Source organism: Propionivibrio dicarboxylicus (genome assembly GCF_900099695.1).
Lineage (GTDB): Bacteria > Pseudomonadota > Gammaproteobacteria > Burkholderiales > Rhodocyclaceae > Propionivibrio > Propionivibrio dicarboxylicus.
In genome coordinates this window covers 1-14882 of record NZ_FNCY01000007.1, presented here as the reverse complement: position 1 = coordinate 14882, position 14882 = coordinate 1, and the positions used below count along the sequence as shown (strand labels likewise).

Here is a 14882-nt window from a genome sequence, read left to right as displayed (position 1 = left end):
CGCGTACCGGGCGATCGTGTGGTCGCCGTACCAAGGATTTTCATGAGACATACTTTGCTGATTGTCGATGACGAGGAATACATCGTTCGTGCCCTCGTTCGTCTGCTCCGGCATGATCCTTACCGTATTCTGACGGCATCGAGTGGCGAGCAGGCGCTCGATGTCCTGGCGGCCAACGATGTGCACGTGATTCTTTCGGACCAGCGCATGCCGGGGATGTCCGGTTCCGAGTTCCTGGCGCGTGCGCGCGAGGTGTGTCCCGAGTCCGTGCGCGTGGTCTTGTCCGGGTATTCCGATTTCGCCTCGATCAGCGATGCCGTCAACCACGGAAACATCTACAAATTCATCGCCAAGCCCTGGAACGACGAATTGTTGCGGGCGACGCTGGCGGAGGCTTGCGAGCGCTACGATCTGAGCCGCAACAGCACGCAACTGACGAAGATTTACGAGAATTCCGCCGAGGCAATTTTCATTGCCGATGCCGATGGCAATATTCAGTCGGTGAATCCGGCATTCACGCGAGTGACCGGCTTCGCTCCGGAACAGGTGGCGCGCCAGTCCTGCTCGGATCTCTTTGCCTGGAACGAGGACAGTCCGGTAGGCGGGATGCTGTGGGCGCATTTGCAGCACGAGGACAAGTGGAGCGGTGAGCTGGATGGCTGGCGGCACGACGGCACTCGCTATCCGCTGCGCCTCAATGTCTCCGCCGTTCACGACCGGCAGGGGCACCTGCAGCAGTATGTCGGCATGTTCATCGATCTCTCCAGCCAGAAGGCGGCGGACGAGCGGATGCGGCACGCGACCTTCCATGACGCACTCACCGGTCTGCCGAACCGGACGATGTTCATGGAATATATCGGCACGGCGTTGCTGCAGGCGAACCGTCGCGAGTTGATGTGCGGTATCGTGATGTTCGATCTCGACCGCTTCAAGAACATCAACGACAGCTTCGGTCATGATTTCGGCGACCGTCTCCTGGTGGCGATGTCCTCCCGCGTGATGACCTGCCTGCGTCGCGAGGACTTGCTGGCGCGTCTTGGTGGCGACGAGTTCGCCCTGTTGTTGCCGATGGTGAGCGGTGTGGACGACATTCGCCGTGTCGCGGAAAAGATTCTGGCGGCGTGCGAATCGCCCGTCAGGGTCGATGCGACCGAGGTCTTCGTGACGCCGAGCCTTGGCATCAGCTGCTTCCCCCGCGATGGCGACATGCCGGAAACCCTGCTTCGCAATGCCGAGGCGGCGATGTACGACGCCAAGCAGGGTGGGCGCAACACTTACCGGGTGTATCAGGCGGAGATGAATGCCGAGACGGGTCGGCGGCTTTCGCTGGAACAGGATCTGCGCCGGGCCGTCGAACGCGAGGAATTCCTTCTGCATTATCAGCCGAAGGTCAGTCTGCATGATGGGCGCATTATTGGGGCAGAGGCCTTGTTACGCTGGCAGCATCCGGTGCGCGGGCTGGTGCCGCCGGGCGTGTTCATCCCGCTCGCCGAGACGTCGGGACTGATCAATGTCGTCGGCGAATGGGTGCTCGACGAGGTGTGTCGCCAGATCGCCGAATGGCGTGGCAAGGCGATATCCCCGCCCTGCATCGCCCTGAATTTGTCGGCCAGCCAGTTCCAGCGTCAGAATACGGTCGATCTGCTGACCCGCGTGCTGGCGGCGCGGGGTGTGTCCGGCAGCGAGATCGAATTGGAGTTAACCGAGGGCGCCCTGGTTTCCGATGACGGTGACACGGTCGAGACGCTGATGATGTTCAAGCGCATGGGCCTGTCCCTGGCGATCGACGATTTCGGGACAGGCTATTCGTCACTGTCATATCTCAGTCGATTTCCGATCGATACGTTGAAAATCGATGCGAGTTTCGTGCGCGATCTGACCTCCTGCTCGGCGAGTACCGAGCTTGTGCGCAGCATTATCGAGATGGCGCACCGGCTCAAGCTGAGCGTCGTTGCCGAAGGCGTCGAGACGGCCGAGCAATTGGCGATCCTGAGGCAGTATGACTGCGATTGCGCGCAAGGCTTCTATTTCGCACGGGCAGTGCCCGCCGACGATTTCGCGGCACTGATTTGCCGCAACCAGGCCTATGCCTTGTAAGCGCCCGCGTCTTCCCGGGTTGCGGTCTTTGCGGCGTCGATGACGTTTGCCAGCGTCTGCAGCAGTTCCTGCCGGCTGAAGGGCTTGGCGACGTAGCCGTCCATGCCCGCGGCGATGCAGCGTTCCTTGTCGCCGACCAGGGCGTCGGCGGTGAGGGCGATGATCGGCTGGTGCTTTCCGCTTGCGGCCTCCTCGGCGCGAATGCGCTGCGTCGTTTCCAGTCCGTCGAGTTCGGGCATCTGAAGATCCATCAGGATGACGTCGAAATGCGCCTTCGCCAGCTGCGCGAGGACTTCATTGCCGGTGCCGACAAGCGTCACGGTGTGCGCCGAGCGGCTCAGCATGGCCGAGATCAGCCGCTGGTTGATCTTGTTGTCTTCGGCGACCAGGATATTCCATCGGGCTGTGCTCGTGGCCACCGGGGCGGCTCCCGTGCCGCTGCCTGTGTTCGCTGGTGCCGGTGTGCTGGCGGGCGTCGTCGGGGCATCGTTCGATTGAGGAATCGGGCAGTCGACGGAAAAATGGAAGCAGCTGCCGCGGTTGAGTTCACTGTCGAGGTCAAGCGTTCCGCCCATGCGTGCGACGAGTTCGCGGGAAATGGCGAGTCCGAGTCCGGTGCCGCCAAAACGCCGGGTGACGGAGCTGTCCGACTGGACGAAGGCGTCGAAGATGCCCTGGCGCTTTTCCGGGGCAATGCCAATACCCGTATCCGTTACCGAGAAACGCAGCCTGGCGTGAGGGCCGTCATCGGCACCGTCGCGGCGGACCTCGACGCTGACACTGCCTTGCGCGGTGAATTTGATCGCGTTGCTGAGCAGGTTGGTCATGATCTGACCGAGCCGGATGGGGTCGCCGATCACGGTTGGCGGAAGGTCGTCGGCGAGGCGTAGCTGCAGCGCCAGTCCCTTGGCTTTGGCCGGCTGTTGTTGCCGCGCGATCAGCGATTGCATCAGGTCGGGCAGGTTGAACGGAATGTGTTCGAGTTCGAGCCGGCCGGCCTCGATCTTCGAGAAGTCGAGAATGTCGTTGATGATCGCCAGCAGCGCGTCGCCGGAGGCCTTGACGACTTGCAGGTGATCGCGTTGTTCGGCCGATATCGGCGACTCGAGGAGGACTTCGGTCATGCCGAGGATGCCGTTCATCGGCGTGCGGATTTCATGGCTCATGTTGGCGAGAAAGTCGCTCTTGGCCTTGTTGGCCTGCTTGGCTTCCTTGAGGGCGGTCTCGAGTTCGCGCGTGCGGGCGTCGACGAGTTCGCGCAGGTGGTCGCGGTGCCGTTCGAGTTCGTCGGTGAGTCTCAGTCGCTCGGTGATGTCGTGTTCGAGGCAGAGGATGAAACGGTTTTCGCCGTATTCGATCCGGGTAGCGCTGATTTCGGCATCGAACCGGCTGCCGTCGCGGCGGCGTTGCTTGCGCTGGTGCGTTGCGCCGCTGCGCGTGACGGCGCGCAGCGCGGCCAGCGATTCCTCGGGCGTGGTCTCTTCCCAGTCCCAGGCGTGACGGGCCAGGATTTCCTCGGGGAGATAGCCGAGCATCTCGGCGAAGCGTTGATTGGCCTCGAAAACGCTGCCATCGTCGTTGAGGACGACAATACCGTCGCGGACATTGTTGAACAGCGCCCGGCGCAGCGAAATCTCTTCGATGATCTGCGCCTGGTAATGACGCTGGGCTTGTTCCTGTTCGGCCAGCGTGACGATCAGTGCATCGCAGTCGCCGCCGAGCTGGGTGATCTCGTCCTGGCCGCCGAGTTGGCCGACGCGCACCGAATGGTCGCCCTGGCGCAGCGCCGTCATCGCCTCGGAGATCGTGCGCAGGCGGCGGGTCAGGTGCTGGGCGCTGCGCAGATGCAGGATCGTCAGCACGAGCATGGAAAGCGCCAGCAGCAGGGTGATGCTGCCGAGCAGGAACCATTTTTCGCGGACATAGGGGGCTTCCGGGAATCCCGCATAGATCATGCCGATGATCTTGCCGTCGCCATCGCGCAGCGGTTCATAGCCGGAAATTTGCCAGTTATCGACGACAAAGGCATGTTTCGCCCAGGTCTTGCCGGCAACGAGAACGTCGCGCACCACGTCGCCGCTCGCCCGCGTCCCGGTTGCGCGGTGGCCGTCCGACGTGCGGACGTTGCTGGCGACACGCAGATCGTCGAGAAAAACCGAGGTGGTTCCCGACAGGCTGCCAATCTGCGCGTTGATCGGGAAGACAATGTCACGGATATGATCGATCAGGCCGGAATTGCGGCTGACCAGGATGCCGCCGAACAGGATGGTGTCCGGATAGCGGGAGGAGAGCGGGAAATGTACGGCGAAATTGATCAGCAGACCGCGTCCCTCGACAGTGCTGCCCGATTCGATTCGGGCACGTTCGGCGAGCGTCGGTGACAGTGCCCGCAGCTGCTGCTCGCTCAGGACTTCGTAAGCCCAGGCGGGAAGGCCCGTGCGCGCCTGGCGGGTGACGAAGGTGTCCGGCAAGGTGCCGCTACGTTCGCTGCCCAGGCTGGAAGCGATGATTTTTCCGGAACGGTCGCCGATGATCAGGAAATCGAATTGTTCGCTTTGCGTGATCGATTTCAGCGTTTCGGCCAGTTCGTGACGATGGCTTTTCGTCGCGAAGTGGGCGGCAAGCAGTGTCGTGATGCGGTCGGAGGTGGCCTGCTGTTTGAGGTAGTCGATCGAGCGCGCACCGACGTGGTCGAGATAGGTGCGCATGCCTTCGACCTTGCCGAAGACGTTGACGGTCAGTTGACGATCGAAGCTGGCGCCACCGACGATGACCATCACGGCGATGATCATCGGGAAGGCGACCAGCAACGGAACGACGCTCAGGGTGACGAGGCGTGCCCGCAGCGAAGCGTTCCATCCATCATACAGGCGGGCGAGCCGCGATTTTCCGGTCATGACAAAGGCGATTGGATAAGGCCGGGCGCAGGCAGCCGGGCGGTGAGTAAGTTGCTTGTCATTGAGGTCACTCTATCTTGACGTAGCGCCCCGAACGGATCTGGGTGAAATAGACCTTGCGTTGCGTGTCGCCATTCTGGTCGAAGACGATCTCTTGCTGCAAGCCTTGATAGGGGCCGCTGCGCAAGGCGGCGGCCTTGATCGTTTCGTTCTTCTGCCGTTGCTTGAGCGCCGTCAGCAGGACGGTGGCGGCATCGTGCGCCGAAACCGAGCTGTAGCCCGGCGCGCGCTGGAAACGCTTGAGATACGCCTCGGAAAACTCGGTGAAACGTTGGGAGCGGTCGTCGCGGTCGTAATTCTGGACGATCAGCAGGCCTTCGACGAATTCACCGCCGAGGTCGATCAGCTGTTCTGTGGACGCCCATTCGCTGGCACCGATCGGCAGTTTCGGCGCCTGACTGCGCGCGGCCTTGGCAAGTCGCGCGACGTCGATGGCGCCGGAGATGAAGAAGAGGCTGTCCGGGCGCGATTTGAGCAGGTCGCGGACGATGCTGTCGAAATCGCTGTCGGCCGCCGATTCGTACGGGATCGCCGCGGCGATTATTCCCCGGTGTGTCGCGAGCGCTTCGCGAAATTCCTTCAGCCAGGATTCGGAGAAGTTGCGATTCCGAATGTCATAGGCGATGGCAATGTTCACGAGACCGCGGCGTGCCATGACGGCAGCGTAATCGACGGCGTTGTCGCGTGTCGTCCGATTGATGCGGAACAGATTATCGTCCTTGCCGTAGAAGGCCATCGATGTGATGGTCGGGCTGATCTCGAAAATGCCGGCTTTGCCGGTGATCGGTATGATGACTTCGGCCATGCCGCTGGTGAAGGGGCCGATGATCGCCTCGACGCCGGCACCGACGAGTTCGTTCGCTGACTTTGCCGCGGTTTCGGCATTCTGCGCATCGTCGCGGGCGATCAGTTCGACCAGGCGCCCGTTGGCACCGCCGGCGCGATTGAAGTTCTCGATGGCGAGCGTGACGCCGTTGAGGCCCGACTGGCCGTTGTCCGAGTTGCGATCGGACAGGCCGCCGATGAATCCGATCCGGATCGGTTCCTGCGGGCCGCAGCCTGTCAGCAGTGCACAAAAAATGGTGAGCAGCGTGATGAGGCAGCGGATCATGGGCGCTCCTTCGAGTGCGGGCGGCGTCGAATCGGGCCGTCGTCGGGTGAGAGAGAGTTGAAAAAAATGATTTAAAGAGTATATTTGATAAATATCATAATTGATGCGTCAAAAATTGCAAACGAAATCAAGATGCCATGAATGATCATTCCTGTACCACCAGCGAGGCCGCCGATGCCTTGGGAATATGTGTGCGTACCGTGCAACTCTGGGTTGAACAGGGTCGCTTGCGTGCATGGAAAACGCCCGGGGGGCACCGCCGCATATTACGTTCCTCGGTCGATGAGCAATTGCGCGCGCGGGAAGAAGCCTGCGGCGCGCCAGCGGAATCCTTTGGCGTCCTGATCGTCGAGGATGACGAGGTGCTGCGGCAAATGCTGGTGTCAAAGCTCAAAGGCATTTCGCCGAAAATCGAACTGCGGGTGGCGGGCAATGGCGTCGAAGGCCTGATCAAGTTCGGCGAGCGTCCGCCGCAGGTGTTGATTACCGACCTGATCATGCCGGGTCTGGATGGCTTCCACATGCTTAACACGCTTGTTTCCAGTACGCAGAATCGTCCTCTGCAGATCATCGCGGTCACCGGTCTGGATGACGAAGAAATTGTTCGTAATGGTGGTGTTCCCGAAGGCGTCGTCGTGTTTCACAAGCCGATTCAAGCATCGCTGCTTGTTTCTCTGGTCAGAGCCTATTACGATGGATGGCATGTGCGGCGTGTGCCGCCGGGCTGAACGGTGCTTGTCCCGGTGTAGACCATAATCATGGATGCTTCCAGTCTCGTGCAGGGCGCTGATCTGAAATACGAGGGCGATACCGCCGTCATTCTTGTCGTCGACGACGAGGCGCATAATCGCAATGTCATCGCCGCCCAATTGCGCCATGAGGGCTACGAGATCGTTTCGGTTTCGTCCGGTGAGGAAGCGCTCAACGAGATCGACCACCGCCTTCCCGATTTGGTCGTGCTCGACGTCATGATGCCGGGAATCAGCGGCTTCGATGTCGCCGAAATCCTCAAGGCGGAGGCGCGTACCGCGAATATTCCGATCATCATGCTGACGGCCTTGGGGGATGCGGAGTCGCGTCTGGCTGCGCTGTCCAACGGCGTCGAGGAATTCCTGACCAAGCCGGTGGCCAAGGCCGAACTGGTCATGCGCGTCCGCAATCTGCTCAAGCTCAAGCGCTACCAGAACGCGCTCGAACGCTACAGCAGCTTGCTCGAATCGCGCGTCGCCGACAGCGCCGGCAAGCTCGAATCGGCCAGTCATCGCCTGAGCCAGATGGAGTCGCAACTCCTGCAGTCGGAGAAAATGTCGGCCATCGGTCTGCTTGCCGCCGGTGTGGCGCATGAGATCAATAATCCGATCGGCTTCGTCAATGCCAATCTGGGCACGCTCAAGAATTATCTCGACGGTCTCTTGTCCTTGCTGGCGGTTTATGAAGGCTTGGCGGCCGAGTGCGGCAAGGATTCGCCTCTCATGGAGCAACTGCGGCAGAAGCGCCAGGCCATCGATATCGACTATGTGCGCCAGGACGGTCCGATGCTGATCGAGGAGTCGCTCGACGGTTTGTCCCGCGTACGCAAGATCGTCCAGGATCTGAAACGTTTCGCTCACGTCGATCTCAATCCGGCGTGGGAGACGGCCGATCTTCACGAGTGCATCGATTCCGCGCTGAATATCGCCAACAACGAGATCAAGTACCGGGCGGCCGTGCGCAAGAGTTACGGCGACCTGCCGCCGGTCGAGTGTCTGCCCTCGCAGTTGGGCCAGGTCTTCCTGAATCTGCTGGTCAATGCGGCGCAGGCCATTCCGGAAGAGGTGCGCGGCGAGATCGACATCCGCACCGGGGTTTCAGGCGATTCCGTTTGGATCGAGATCGCCGATAACGGACGGGGCATTTCGCCGGAACACCAGAGCCGCGTCTTCGATCCCTTCTTCACCACCAAGCCCGTCGGCGAGGGGACCGGGCTCGGATTGTCCCTGTCCTATGGTATCGTCAAGACGCATAACGGCATGATCGCCGTCTGCAGCGAACCGGGCAAAGGGACGATATTCCATATCAGCTTGCCGATCCGGCGCCGCTGACCTCGGCCGGATATTACGCCGTCGTGGTGGCCGCTTCCGGGCGGTGAAAGGGGATCAGGACCCGGAAAGTCGTGCCCTGGCCGGGAGCGCTCTCCACGTCGATGCGTCCCGCATGCTTGCGGATGATGCCATGCGCAATCGACAATCCCAGCCCCGTTCCTTCACCGACCGGTTTGGTGGTGAAGAAAGGGTCGAAAATGCGGTGCAGGATGTCGGGGGGGATGCCATGGCCGTTGTCGGCGACTTCAATGCAGGCAAAGTCGTCTTGCCGACAGGTGCGTATGACGATGCGTCCTTCTCCGGTGATGGCCTGGGCGGCATTGACGAGCAGGCTCATGAAGACTTGCCGGATTTCGGACGGAATGCACTCGACCATCGGTAGATCGCCGTATTCCCGCAGGATCTGTGTTTTCCCCTTCAATTCGTGCGTCATGACGCTGAGCGTCGTTTCCAGACACTCGTGAAGGTCGCAGGGCTCGAAATCCGTGCCGCCGCCTTCGGCGAAATCGGTGAGGCTTTGCACGATCTGCTTGACCCGACGGAGTCCCGACGAGGATTCCTCAAACATGTCGCTGATGTCTTCGTTGAGAAATTCGAAATCGATCTCCGCCTTGACGTGCGCGAGCGTTTCGCGTTCCTGCGCGGACAAGTCGTTCTCGAAGCCGGCGTAAGTGGCAAGCAGACGCGAGAGACGGGCGATGTATTGCTGGAGCACGCTGAAATTCGCGGTGACGAAGCCTAGCGGATTGTTGATCTCGTGTGCGACGCCGGCGGCCAGTTGGCCGATCGAGGCCATTTTCTCCGATTGAAGCAATTGGTTGTGCGCTTCCTCGAGTCGGCGGATGAGGGCCAGATGCTCGGCTTTTTCCTTCTGCAGCGCCGTGTTGAGCAGGGTAATCTCGCGGTTGAGCCGGAGTTCTTTCAGGTGATCACGGTCGCGCAGGCATTTGCGGATGGCATCGGCGAGCAAGCGCATGTCGACCGGCTTGGTGATGTAGCGGTCAACGCCGGCATGCAGCGCCTCGATCAGGCTGTCGTCGGTGAGGTCGGCGGTCAGGACGACGATTTGCGCGTCGGGGTTCTCGCGCTTTATCGCGGCGGAGAGTTCGAGCCCGTTCATGTGCGGCATGTGGATGTCGGTGACGATGACGTCCGGTTGCCAATCCCGCCAGACTTGGAGCCCCTGTTGTCCATCCGGCGCGCCGCGGACGGCACTGACGATCTTCTCGCCCAATCGGCGCAGGGCCATCAGCTGGAGCGCGTCGTCCTCGACAAACAGTACCCGCGCATCAATGCGGCTGTCCGAGGGGGGAGGGGTTTCCGTGGTCATCGTCGTGGTGTCGAGGGCAAGTGGCGGCCGCAGAAATGAGGATTACTTGTGGCGCGCTTCCGGCGCGTCAAGCAGTGACTCATCGAGCAATACGGCGCCGTCGGGACCCCAATTGACCTGGGTGATGCCGGGTTCGAGCGCTTCGAGCCGGCGTCGTTCGAGTTCTTCCGCCGTGAGACTGCCGCGTTCGACGCGCACGGCGTCGGCCATGCGCCCGTTTTCAAGGCGCGTCTCGCGATTCGCCAACTCTTCGGCCAGGACGGCGATCAGCGCGTCGTTGTCCCAGGGTTTGGCGATGAATCGGTGGATTCCGCCGATATTGATCGCGCCGATGATGCCCTCCAGGTCGGCTTGCCCGGAGAGGATGATCCGCACGGTATCGGCTTGAATGGCGCGCAATTGCCGGAGGAATTCGACGCCGCTCATGATCGGCATGCGGTAATCGGCAATTACGAAGTCATAGGCCGTGTGGCGGGCCTTGTCGAGGGCTTCGGCCGGGCCGGCAAACAGGTCGAGTTGCAGCTGCGGCAGCTGGCCGTGCGCGGCGGCGGGCGTCAGCACCCGCTGCAGTGCCTTGAGGACGAAGGGTTCGTCGTCAAGCAGCAATCCCCGTTTCATGATTTCGGTCCCGGCGGATCGAGGTGCACATGCACCGTGATCTGCAGCTTTTCCCGCTTCGCATATTCCTGGATCTGGCGGATGACGCGGGCGTCGAGGACGAAGTCGGCGGCGAGCAGGAGCAGCCCTTCCTTGCTGAAGATGTCGCGCGAGAGCACCATGCCGCTGCACAGGTCAGTGTAGTAGACGGCCTTGTCGCGGATCGATTCTTCGGCGATGGTGTCGAGCAGCGCCGAGAAAGCATCGACAATTTCGGGGTCGAAACGTTTGCCGCGCGACTGCTCGATGTATTTTCTGGCTTCGTCCGCGCTCATCCGCTTTTCGGACATCATGCCGCCCTGCAGCGAGTCGTATTCGTTGATGACCGCCAACAAGCGTCCGCCGCGGGGAATGGCATTGCCTTCGAGGCCGTCGGGGAAGCCTAGTCCGTCGAAGCGTTCGTGGTGGGTGCGCACGTAACGCGCCACGTCGGCCAGTTCCTCCAGCGCCGTCAGGGCCGATGCGCCGATGCCCGGGTGCTTGCGGTAGAGGACCAGTTCGTCGCTGCTCATCTTCGATACGGGTTTGGCGATCAGCGTGTCGGGAAAGCCAATCTTTCCGATGTCATGGAGCAGGGCAGCGTAGAAGATGTCGTGCTGCTCGCGCGAAGTCATGCCCAGCTTGGCCGAGAGCCGTCTTGCCAGATCGGCGACGCGGCGCGAGTGGCCGCCGACGTTGTTGCCGCGCAGTTCGATGAGGCCCGAGAAGATCTTGATCGAGATGAGGAAGTTCTGTTTGAGCTTGTCGTTCGCGAGATTGAGGAAGCTGTTGATCTGCTCGATCTCGGCCGTGCGCTGCTTGACCTTGTCTTCCAGGCCGGCATTGAGATCCTTGAGCGCCTCGTTCTGTGCCTGCGTGAGGGCCAGCAGACGCTCGTTTTCACCGCGCAGACGGCTGTTTTCCAGCGCTTCGCGGATGACGAGCAGCAAGTCGTGGTCGTTCCAGGGCTTCGAGATATAGCGGTAGATCTCGCCCCGGTTGATGGCAGCGATGGTCGAGCTGATGTCGGCGTAGCCGGTGAGCAGGATGCGAACGATGCCGGGCCAGCGGTTGCGCACTTCTTCGAGGAAGCGGGCGCCGTCCATTTCCGGCATTCGCATGTCGGAGATGACGAGGTCGACGTGCTCCTTCTCGAGAATCTCCAGCCCGGCGCGTCCGCTTTCCGCGGTGATCGTCCGGTATCCGGTCGGGCGCAACAGGCGCCGCAACGAGGAGAGAATGTTCGGCTCGTCGTCCACCAACAGCACGGTGGTCGGGATCGGATCGGCGGCAGGGGCGGGCGTCGGAGAAATTACGGTGTCCATTCGTTTTTCGGGGGCTTTGCGAAAGGGTTGCTTGGTGTCCTTTGGGCTCAGGCAATACGTTACGCCAATTGGTTCTAAGTCGGCAACGGACTTATGACGATGTCGGACGGATCGGCGCGGAGAACGCCACATCTCCCCCTGGCGCTCGTTTCCTCCGGAGGTGTCGTGCGCGACGCCTGCCACAATGAATGCTTAAATACGAAACGATGTTCCGTTTTTTTGTTTTGGTGGTAATATTCGAGAATGGTGTTTCTACATATCTGACCAATTGTCGGGGCAACAGGCCGGCTGGCGTCGATCTAATCTGCGTTGAGAGGACTTTTCTGTGAATAACGACCATGTAGTGCTGGTGGCCGATTGCGATCATCCCGATATCGACATCGAAAAACGGGTGCTGGCCGATGTCTGTCGTGAGTTGCCTTGGCTGAACTGTCGGAGCGAGGACGAGGTGATCGCCCAGTGCGCCGACGCCGAGGGGCTGATCATCATGTATGCGCCGCTGACCCGGCGCGTGATGCAGCACCTGAAACGTTGCAAGATCATCGCCCGCTATGGCGTTGGCGTCGATACCATCGATCTCAGGGCGGCTGCCGAACTCGGGATCGTTGCCAGCAATGTGCCGGACTACGGCACCGAGGAAGTTTCCGATCACGCACTGGCGATGATGCTGTGCCTGACGCGCAAGATTGCCCAGGCCAATGCTTACGTCAAGCAAGGACAGTGGGATTTCCGCCTGATGCAGCCGATCTTCCGCCACCAGGTGCAGACGATCGGCATTATCGGCATCGGCCGAATCGGCAGTGCGATGGCGCGCAAGGTGCGCGCGCTCGGCATGCGCGTATTGGCTTTCGACCCCTACATCACCGATCCGGCGCGCGCGCCCGAGGGCGTCACACTGGTGTCGCTGGAAACGCTGTTGCGCGAATCCGATGTGGTTTCGGTGCACTGCCCGCTCAACGACGAAACGCGCAATCTGCTCGACGAAGCGAGACTCGGCCTGATGAAGCCGACGGCGTATCTCGTCAATACGGCGCGCGGCAACATCGTCAATGAAGTCGCTCTGGAGAAGATGCTGGCCGAGAAGCGCCTGGCCGGCGCTGCGCTCGATGTGCTGGCGAGCGAGCCGGGACGCGTCGATCATCCGCTCTTCAAATATGACAATTTCCTGTGCTCGCCGCATATGGCCTGGCATTCGAGCGAATCGGCGCAGGAGCTCAAACGCAAGGCGGCCGAAGAAGTACGTCGCGTGCTGCGTGGCGAGGCACCCTGGTACCAGGTGAACAAGTTCTGAGTAGCGGCGGCCGGTCAAGCCGGCGTCCGCTGTCCGCATGATTTTCGAATCCCGTTCTTGAAGGAAGTGATTGGCATGAAAAGTATTGTGTATAAGAGTGCGCAGGATGTCGCCGCTGAAGACCGCGCGGTCCCTGAACTGGCTGCAGACGAAGTCCTGATCAAGGTTGCCTATGCCGGTATCTGCGGTTCCGACATGTTCATTTACCAGGGAACACACCCACGCGCCAAGGCGCCGCTGATCATGGGGCACGAGTTCTCGGGCGTCATCGAGAAGGGACATCCGACCCTGGCCAAGGGGACGCCGGTAACCGTCTATCCGCTGCTTTCCTGTGGCGAGTGCGAGCCCTGCAAGAGCGGCAATCCGCATGTCTGCAACACGCTCAAGCTGATCGGTATCGATTGCGACGGCGGCATGGCCGAATACGTCAAGGTGCCGGCCGACAAGGTCGTCGAGATTCCCGCCGGGCTGTCGCTCAAGCTGGGCGCCTTCATCGAGCCGGTCGCCGTCGGGGTGCATGCCGTCCGTCGTTCGGGCTACAAGCCCGGCGATACGGCCGTCGTCTATGGTGCCGGTCCGATCGGTCTGTGCGTGGCGTCCTGCCTCAAGTATTTCGGTGCGCGCTCGGTGATCGTCGTCGAAGCCAATCCTTATCGCCTGGAAATCGCCAAGAAACTCGGCTTCATCACGATCGACGCCGCCAATGACGATGTCGTTGCCAGCGTCAAGGCGGCGACGCAGGGGCTGTGCGCCGATTTCGCCTTCGATTGCGCGGCGCACCCGAGTGTTCAGGCAACGCTGATGGACGTCATCAAGGTGCGCGGTACCGCCGTGGTGGTCGGCTCCTACAAGAAGCCGCCGGAAGTCGATCTGCTCAAGATCGAGTTCAAGGAACTGACGATGATCGGCATTCGCGTCTACGAGCGCCGCGATTTCGAGATTGCCGCCGGCATTCTCGGCAGCGGCACGATCGACTTCGAACTGATGCTTTTCGTCTCGACGCCGGAGCAGGCGCCTGCTGTTTTCCAGGATCTGCTCAAGGGCGCCAACGCCATCAAGATGCTTTTCAAATTGTAGAAAGAAGACTGTCCATGCTTGATATTTTCAATCTCCAGGGAAAAACTGCGCTGTTCACCGGGGCAAATCGCGGGCTTGGCAAGGCGATGGCGATCGGTCTTGCCAAGGCTGGCGCCAATGTCGCTGTCGTCGGCCGCACCCCCGACCAGGATGTCATCGACCAGATCAACACACAGGGTGTCTGCGGCAAATTCTATGTGCATGATCTCGCCGACATCGACGGCATTCCCGCGCTGGTGGCCAAGGTCGAAGCGGATTTCGGCCGGATCGACATTCTCGTCAATAACGCCGGCGTGCAAAGCCGCCACAAGGCGGCCGAGTTCCCGCGCCAGGACTGGAACTACGTCATCGACGTCAACATGAACGCGGTCTTTTTCATGTGCCAGGAAGTTGGCAAGCGGATGCTCGCGCAGAAGTCGGGCAAGATCATCAACATTGCCTCGCTGCTCTCGTTCCAGGGCGGACTGACCGTGCCGGCCTATGCCGCCAGCAAGGGGGCAGTCGCGCAGTTCACCAAGTCGCTCTCGAACGAATGGGCCAGCCAGGGCATCAACGTGAACTGCATCGCCCCGGGCTACATGGATACCGAGATGAATACGGCATTGATGGCCGATGCGACGCGCAGCCGCCAGATCATGGAACGTATTCCGGCGGGCCGCTGGGGTAAGCCGCAAGACATGGTCGGCGCTGCGATCTATCTTGCATCGGGCGCCTCGGATTATGTCAATGGCACCATCATCACCGTCGATGGCGGCTGGATGGGCCGCTAAGGCGACACCGGCAGAAAGAACAGGGAGGGGAATAAAGATGTTTTCAAGGCTGTTGCTGAAGTCGCTCGAATGGCTGCTGATCTGCATATTCGGGCTGATGGTATTGCTGGTATTCGGGAACGTGGTGCTGCGCTACGGGTTCAACTACGGGATCATATTTTCGGAAGAGGTTTCGCGTTTTCTCTTTGTCTGGATGGTGTTCCTGGG

At 60.9% G+C, this 14882-nt stretch carries 12 protein-coding genes; 7 read left to right on the top strand and 5 right to left on the bottom strand.

Features of this window, described 5'->3' with window-relative positions:
- Window positions 1-42 precede the first annotated feature (42 nt).
- A complete protein-coding gene (locus BLR25_RS09690; protein ID WP_176785823.1) occupies window positions 43-2097 on the top strand; it encodes a putative bifunctional diguanylate cyclase/phosphodiesterase in 2055 nt (684 codons plus the stop codon).
- Here the strand turns inward: BLR25_RS09690 and BLR25_RS09685 are convergent.
- Both BLR25_RS09685 and BLR25_RS09680 read right to left on the bottom strand, forming a co-directional pair.
- Window positions 2085-4994: an ATP-binding protein gene (locus tag BLR25_RS09685; protein WP_091937044.1), complete on the bottom strand. Its 2910-nt coding sequence runs from the start codon at window positions 4992-4994 to the stop codon at window positions 2085-2087. The genes BLR25_RS09690 and BLR25_RS09685 overlap by 13 nt on opposite strands.
- Before the next feature lie 67 nt (window positions 4995-5061).
- Entirely contained in the window at window positions 5062-6165 is a 1104-nt protein-coding gene (locus BLR25_RS09680; protein ID WP_091937042.1) for an ABC transporter substrate-binding protein, read from the bottom strand.
- A gap of 137 nt (window positions 6166-6302) precedes the next feature.
- Between BLR25_RS09680 and BLR25_RS09675 the strand changes: the two genes are divergently transcribed.
- Together BLR25_RS09675 and BLR25_RS09670 are read left to right on the top strand one after the other, a co-directional pair.
- Complete coding sequence (locus tag BLR25_RS09675) at window positions 6303-6893, top strand: response regulator (protein ID WP_091937040.1); 591 nt, start codon at window positions 6303-6305, stop codon at window positions 6891-6893.
- Between the two features lie 30 nt (window positions 6894-6923).
- Window positions 6924-8246 (top strand): response regulator, encoded by a 1323-nt coding sequence (locus BLR25_RS09670; protein WP_091937038.1) that lies wholly within the window; start codon window positions 6924-6926, stop codon window positions 8244-8246.
- A gap of 13 nt (window positions 8247-8259) precedes the next feature.
- On the opposite strand, the gene BLR25_RS09665 is transcribed toward BLR25_RS09670, so the two are convergent.
- Genes BLR25_RS09665 through nosR form a run of 3 tightly spaced genes read right to left on the bottom strand, consistent with a single transcriptional unit; the run spans window position 8260 to window position 11537 of the window.
- Window positions 8260-9576: an ATP-binding protein gene (locus BLR25_RS09665; protein ID WP_091937036.1), complete on the bottom strand. Its 1317-nt coding sequence runs from the start codon at window positions 9574-9576 to the stop codon at window positions 8260-8262.
- Between the two features lie 42 nt (window positions 9577-9618).
- Window positions 9619-10194, bottom strand: a complete 576-nt coding sequence (locus BLR25_RS09660) for a response regulator (protein ID WP_091937034.1) — start codon at window positions 10192-10194, stop codon at window positions 9619-9621.
- Window positions 10191-11537, bottom strand: a complete 1347-nt coding sequence (gene nosR, locus BLR25_RS09655; protein ID WP_091937032.1) for a response regulator c-di-GMP phosphodiesterase, NosR family — start codon at window positions 11535-11537, stop codon at window positions 10191-10193. The genes BLR25_RS09660 and nosR overlap by 4 nt, the downstream gene beginning before the upstream one ends.
- A gap of 325 nt (window positions 11538-11862) precedes the next feature.
- On the opposite strand from nosR, the gene BLR25_RS09650 reads away from it, so the two are divergent.
- From BLR25_RS09650 to BLR25_RS21855, 4 genes are all read left to right on the top strand, one after another.
- Complete coding sequence (locus tag BLR25_RS09650; RefSeq protein ID WP_218122690.1) at window positions 11863-12828, top strand: C-terminal binding protein; 966 nt, start codon at window positions 11863-11865, stop codon at window positions 12826-12828.
- A 75-nt stretch (window positions 12829-12903) separates the two neighbouring features.
- Window positions 12904-13905 (top strand): zinc-dependent alcohol dehydrogenase, encoded by a 1002-nt coding sequence (locus BLR25_RS09645; RefSeq protein ID WP_143009813.1) that lies wholly within the window; start codon window positions 12904-12906, stop codon window positions 13903-13905.
- Window positions 13906-13919: 14 nt separating this feature from the next.
- Window positions 13920-14675, top strand: coding sequence for an SDR family oxidoreductase (locus BLR25_RS09640; RefSeq protein WP_091937025.1), 756 nt, complete (start codon window positions 13920-13922; stop codon window positions 14673-14675).
- A partial coding sequence (locus BLR25_RS21855) for a TRAP transporter small permease (RefSeq protein ID WP_342718538.1) occupies window positions 14626-14882 on the top strand: 257 nt, incomplete at its 3' end. The genes BLR25_RS09640 and BLR25_RS21855, both read left to right, overlap by 50 nt.

Bases quoted from the DNA above. Each gene is read 5' to 3' on its own strand.
- BLR25_RS09645 (WP_143009813.1), top strand. From the start codon at position 12,904: ATGAAAAGTATTGTGTATAAGAGTGCGCAGGATGTCGCCGCTGAAGAC.
- BLR25_RS09675 (WP_091937040.1), top strand. From the start codon at position 6,303: ATGAATGATCATTCCTGTACCACCAGCGAGGCCGCCGATGCCTTGGGA.
- BLR25_RS09640 (WP_091937025.1), top strand. From the start codon at position 13,920: ATGCTTGATATTTTCAATCTCCAGGGAAAAACTGCGCTGTTCACCGGG.
- BLR25_RS09680 (WP_091937042.1), bottom strand. From the start codon at position 6,165: ATGATCCGCTGCCTCATCACGCTGCTCACCATTTTTTGTGCACTGCTG.
- BLR25_RS09665 (WP_091937036.1), bottom strand. From the start codon at position 9,576: ATGACCACGGAAACCCCTCCCCCCTCGGACAGCCGCATTGATGCGCGG.
- BLR25_RS09690 (WP_176785823.1), top strand. From the start codon at position 43: ATGAGACATACTTTGCTGATTGTCGATGACGAGGAATACATCGTTCGT.
- BLR25_RS09660 (WP_091937034.1), bottom strand. From the start codon at position 10,194: ATGAAACGGGGATTGCTGCTTGACGACGAACCCTTCGTCCTCAAGGCA.
- BLR25_RS09685 (WP_091937044.1), bottom strand. From the start codon at position 4,994: ATGACCGGAAAATCGCGGCTCGCCCGCCTGTATGATGGATGGAACGCT.
- BLR25_RS09670 (WP_091937038.1), top strand. From the start codon at position 6,924: ATGGATGCTTCCAGTCTCGTGCAGGGCGCTGATCTGAAATACGAGGGC.
- nosR (WP_091937032.1), bottom strand. From the start codon at position 11,537: ATGGACACCGTAATTTCTCCGACGCCCGCCCCTGCCGCCGATCCGATC.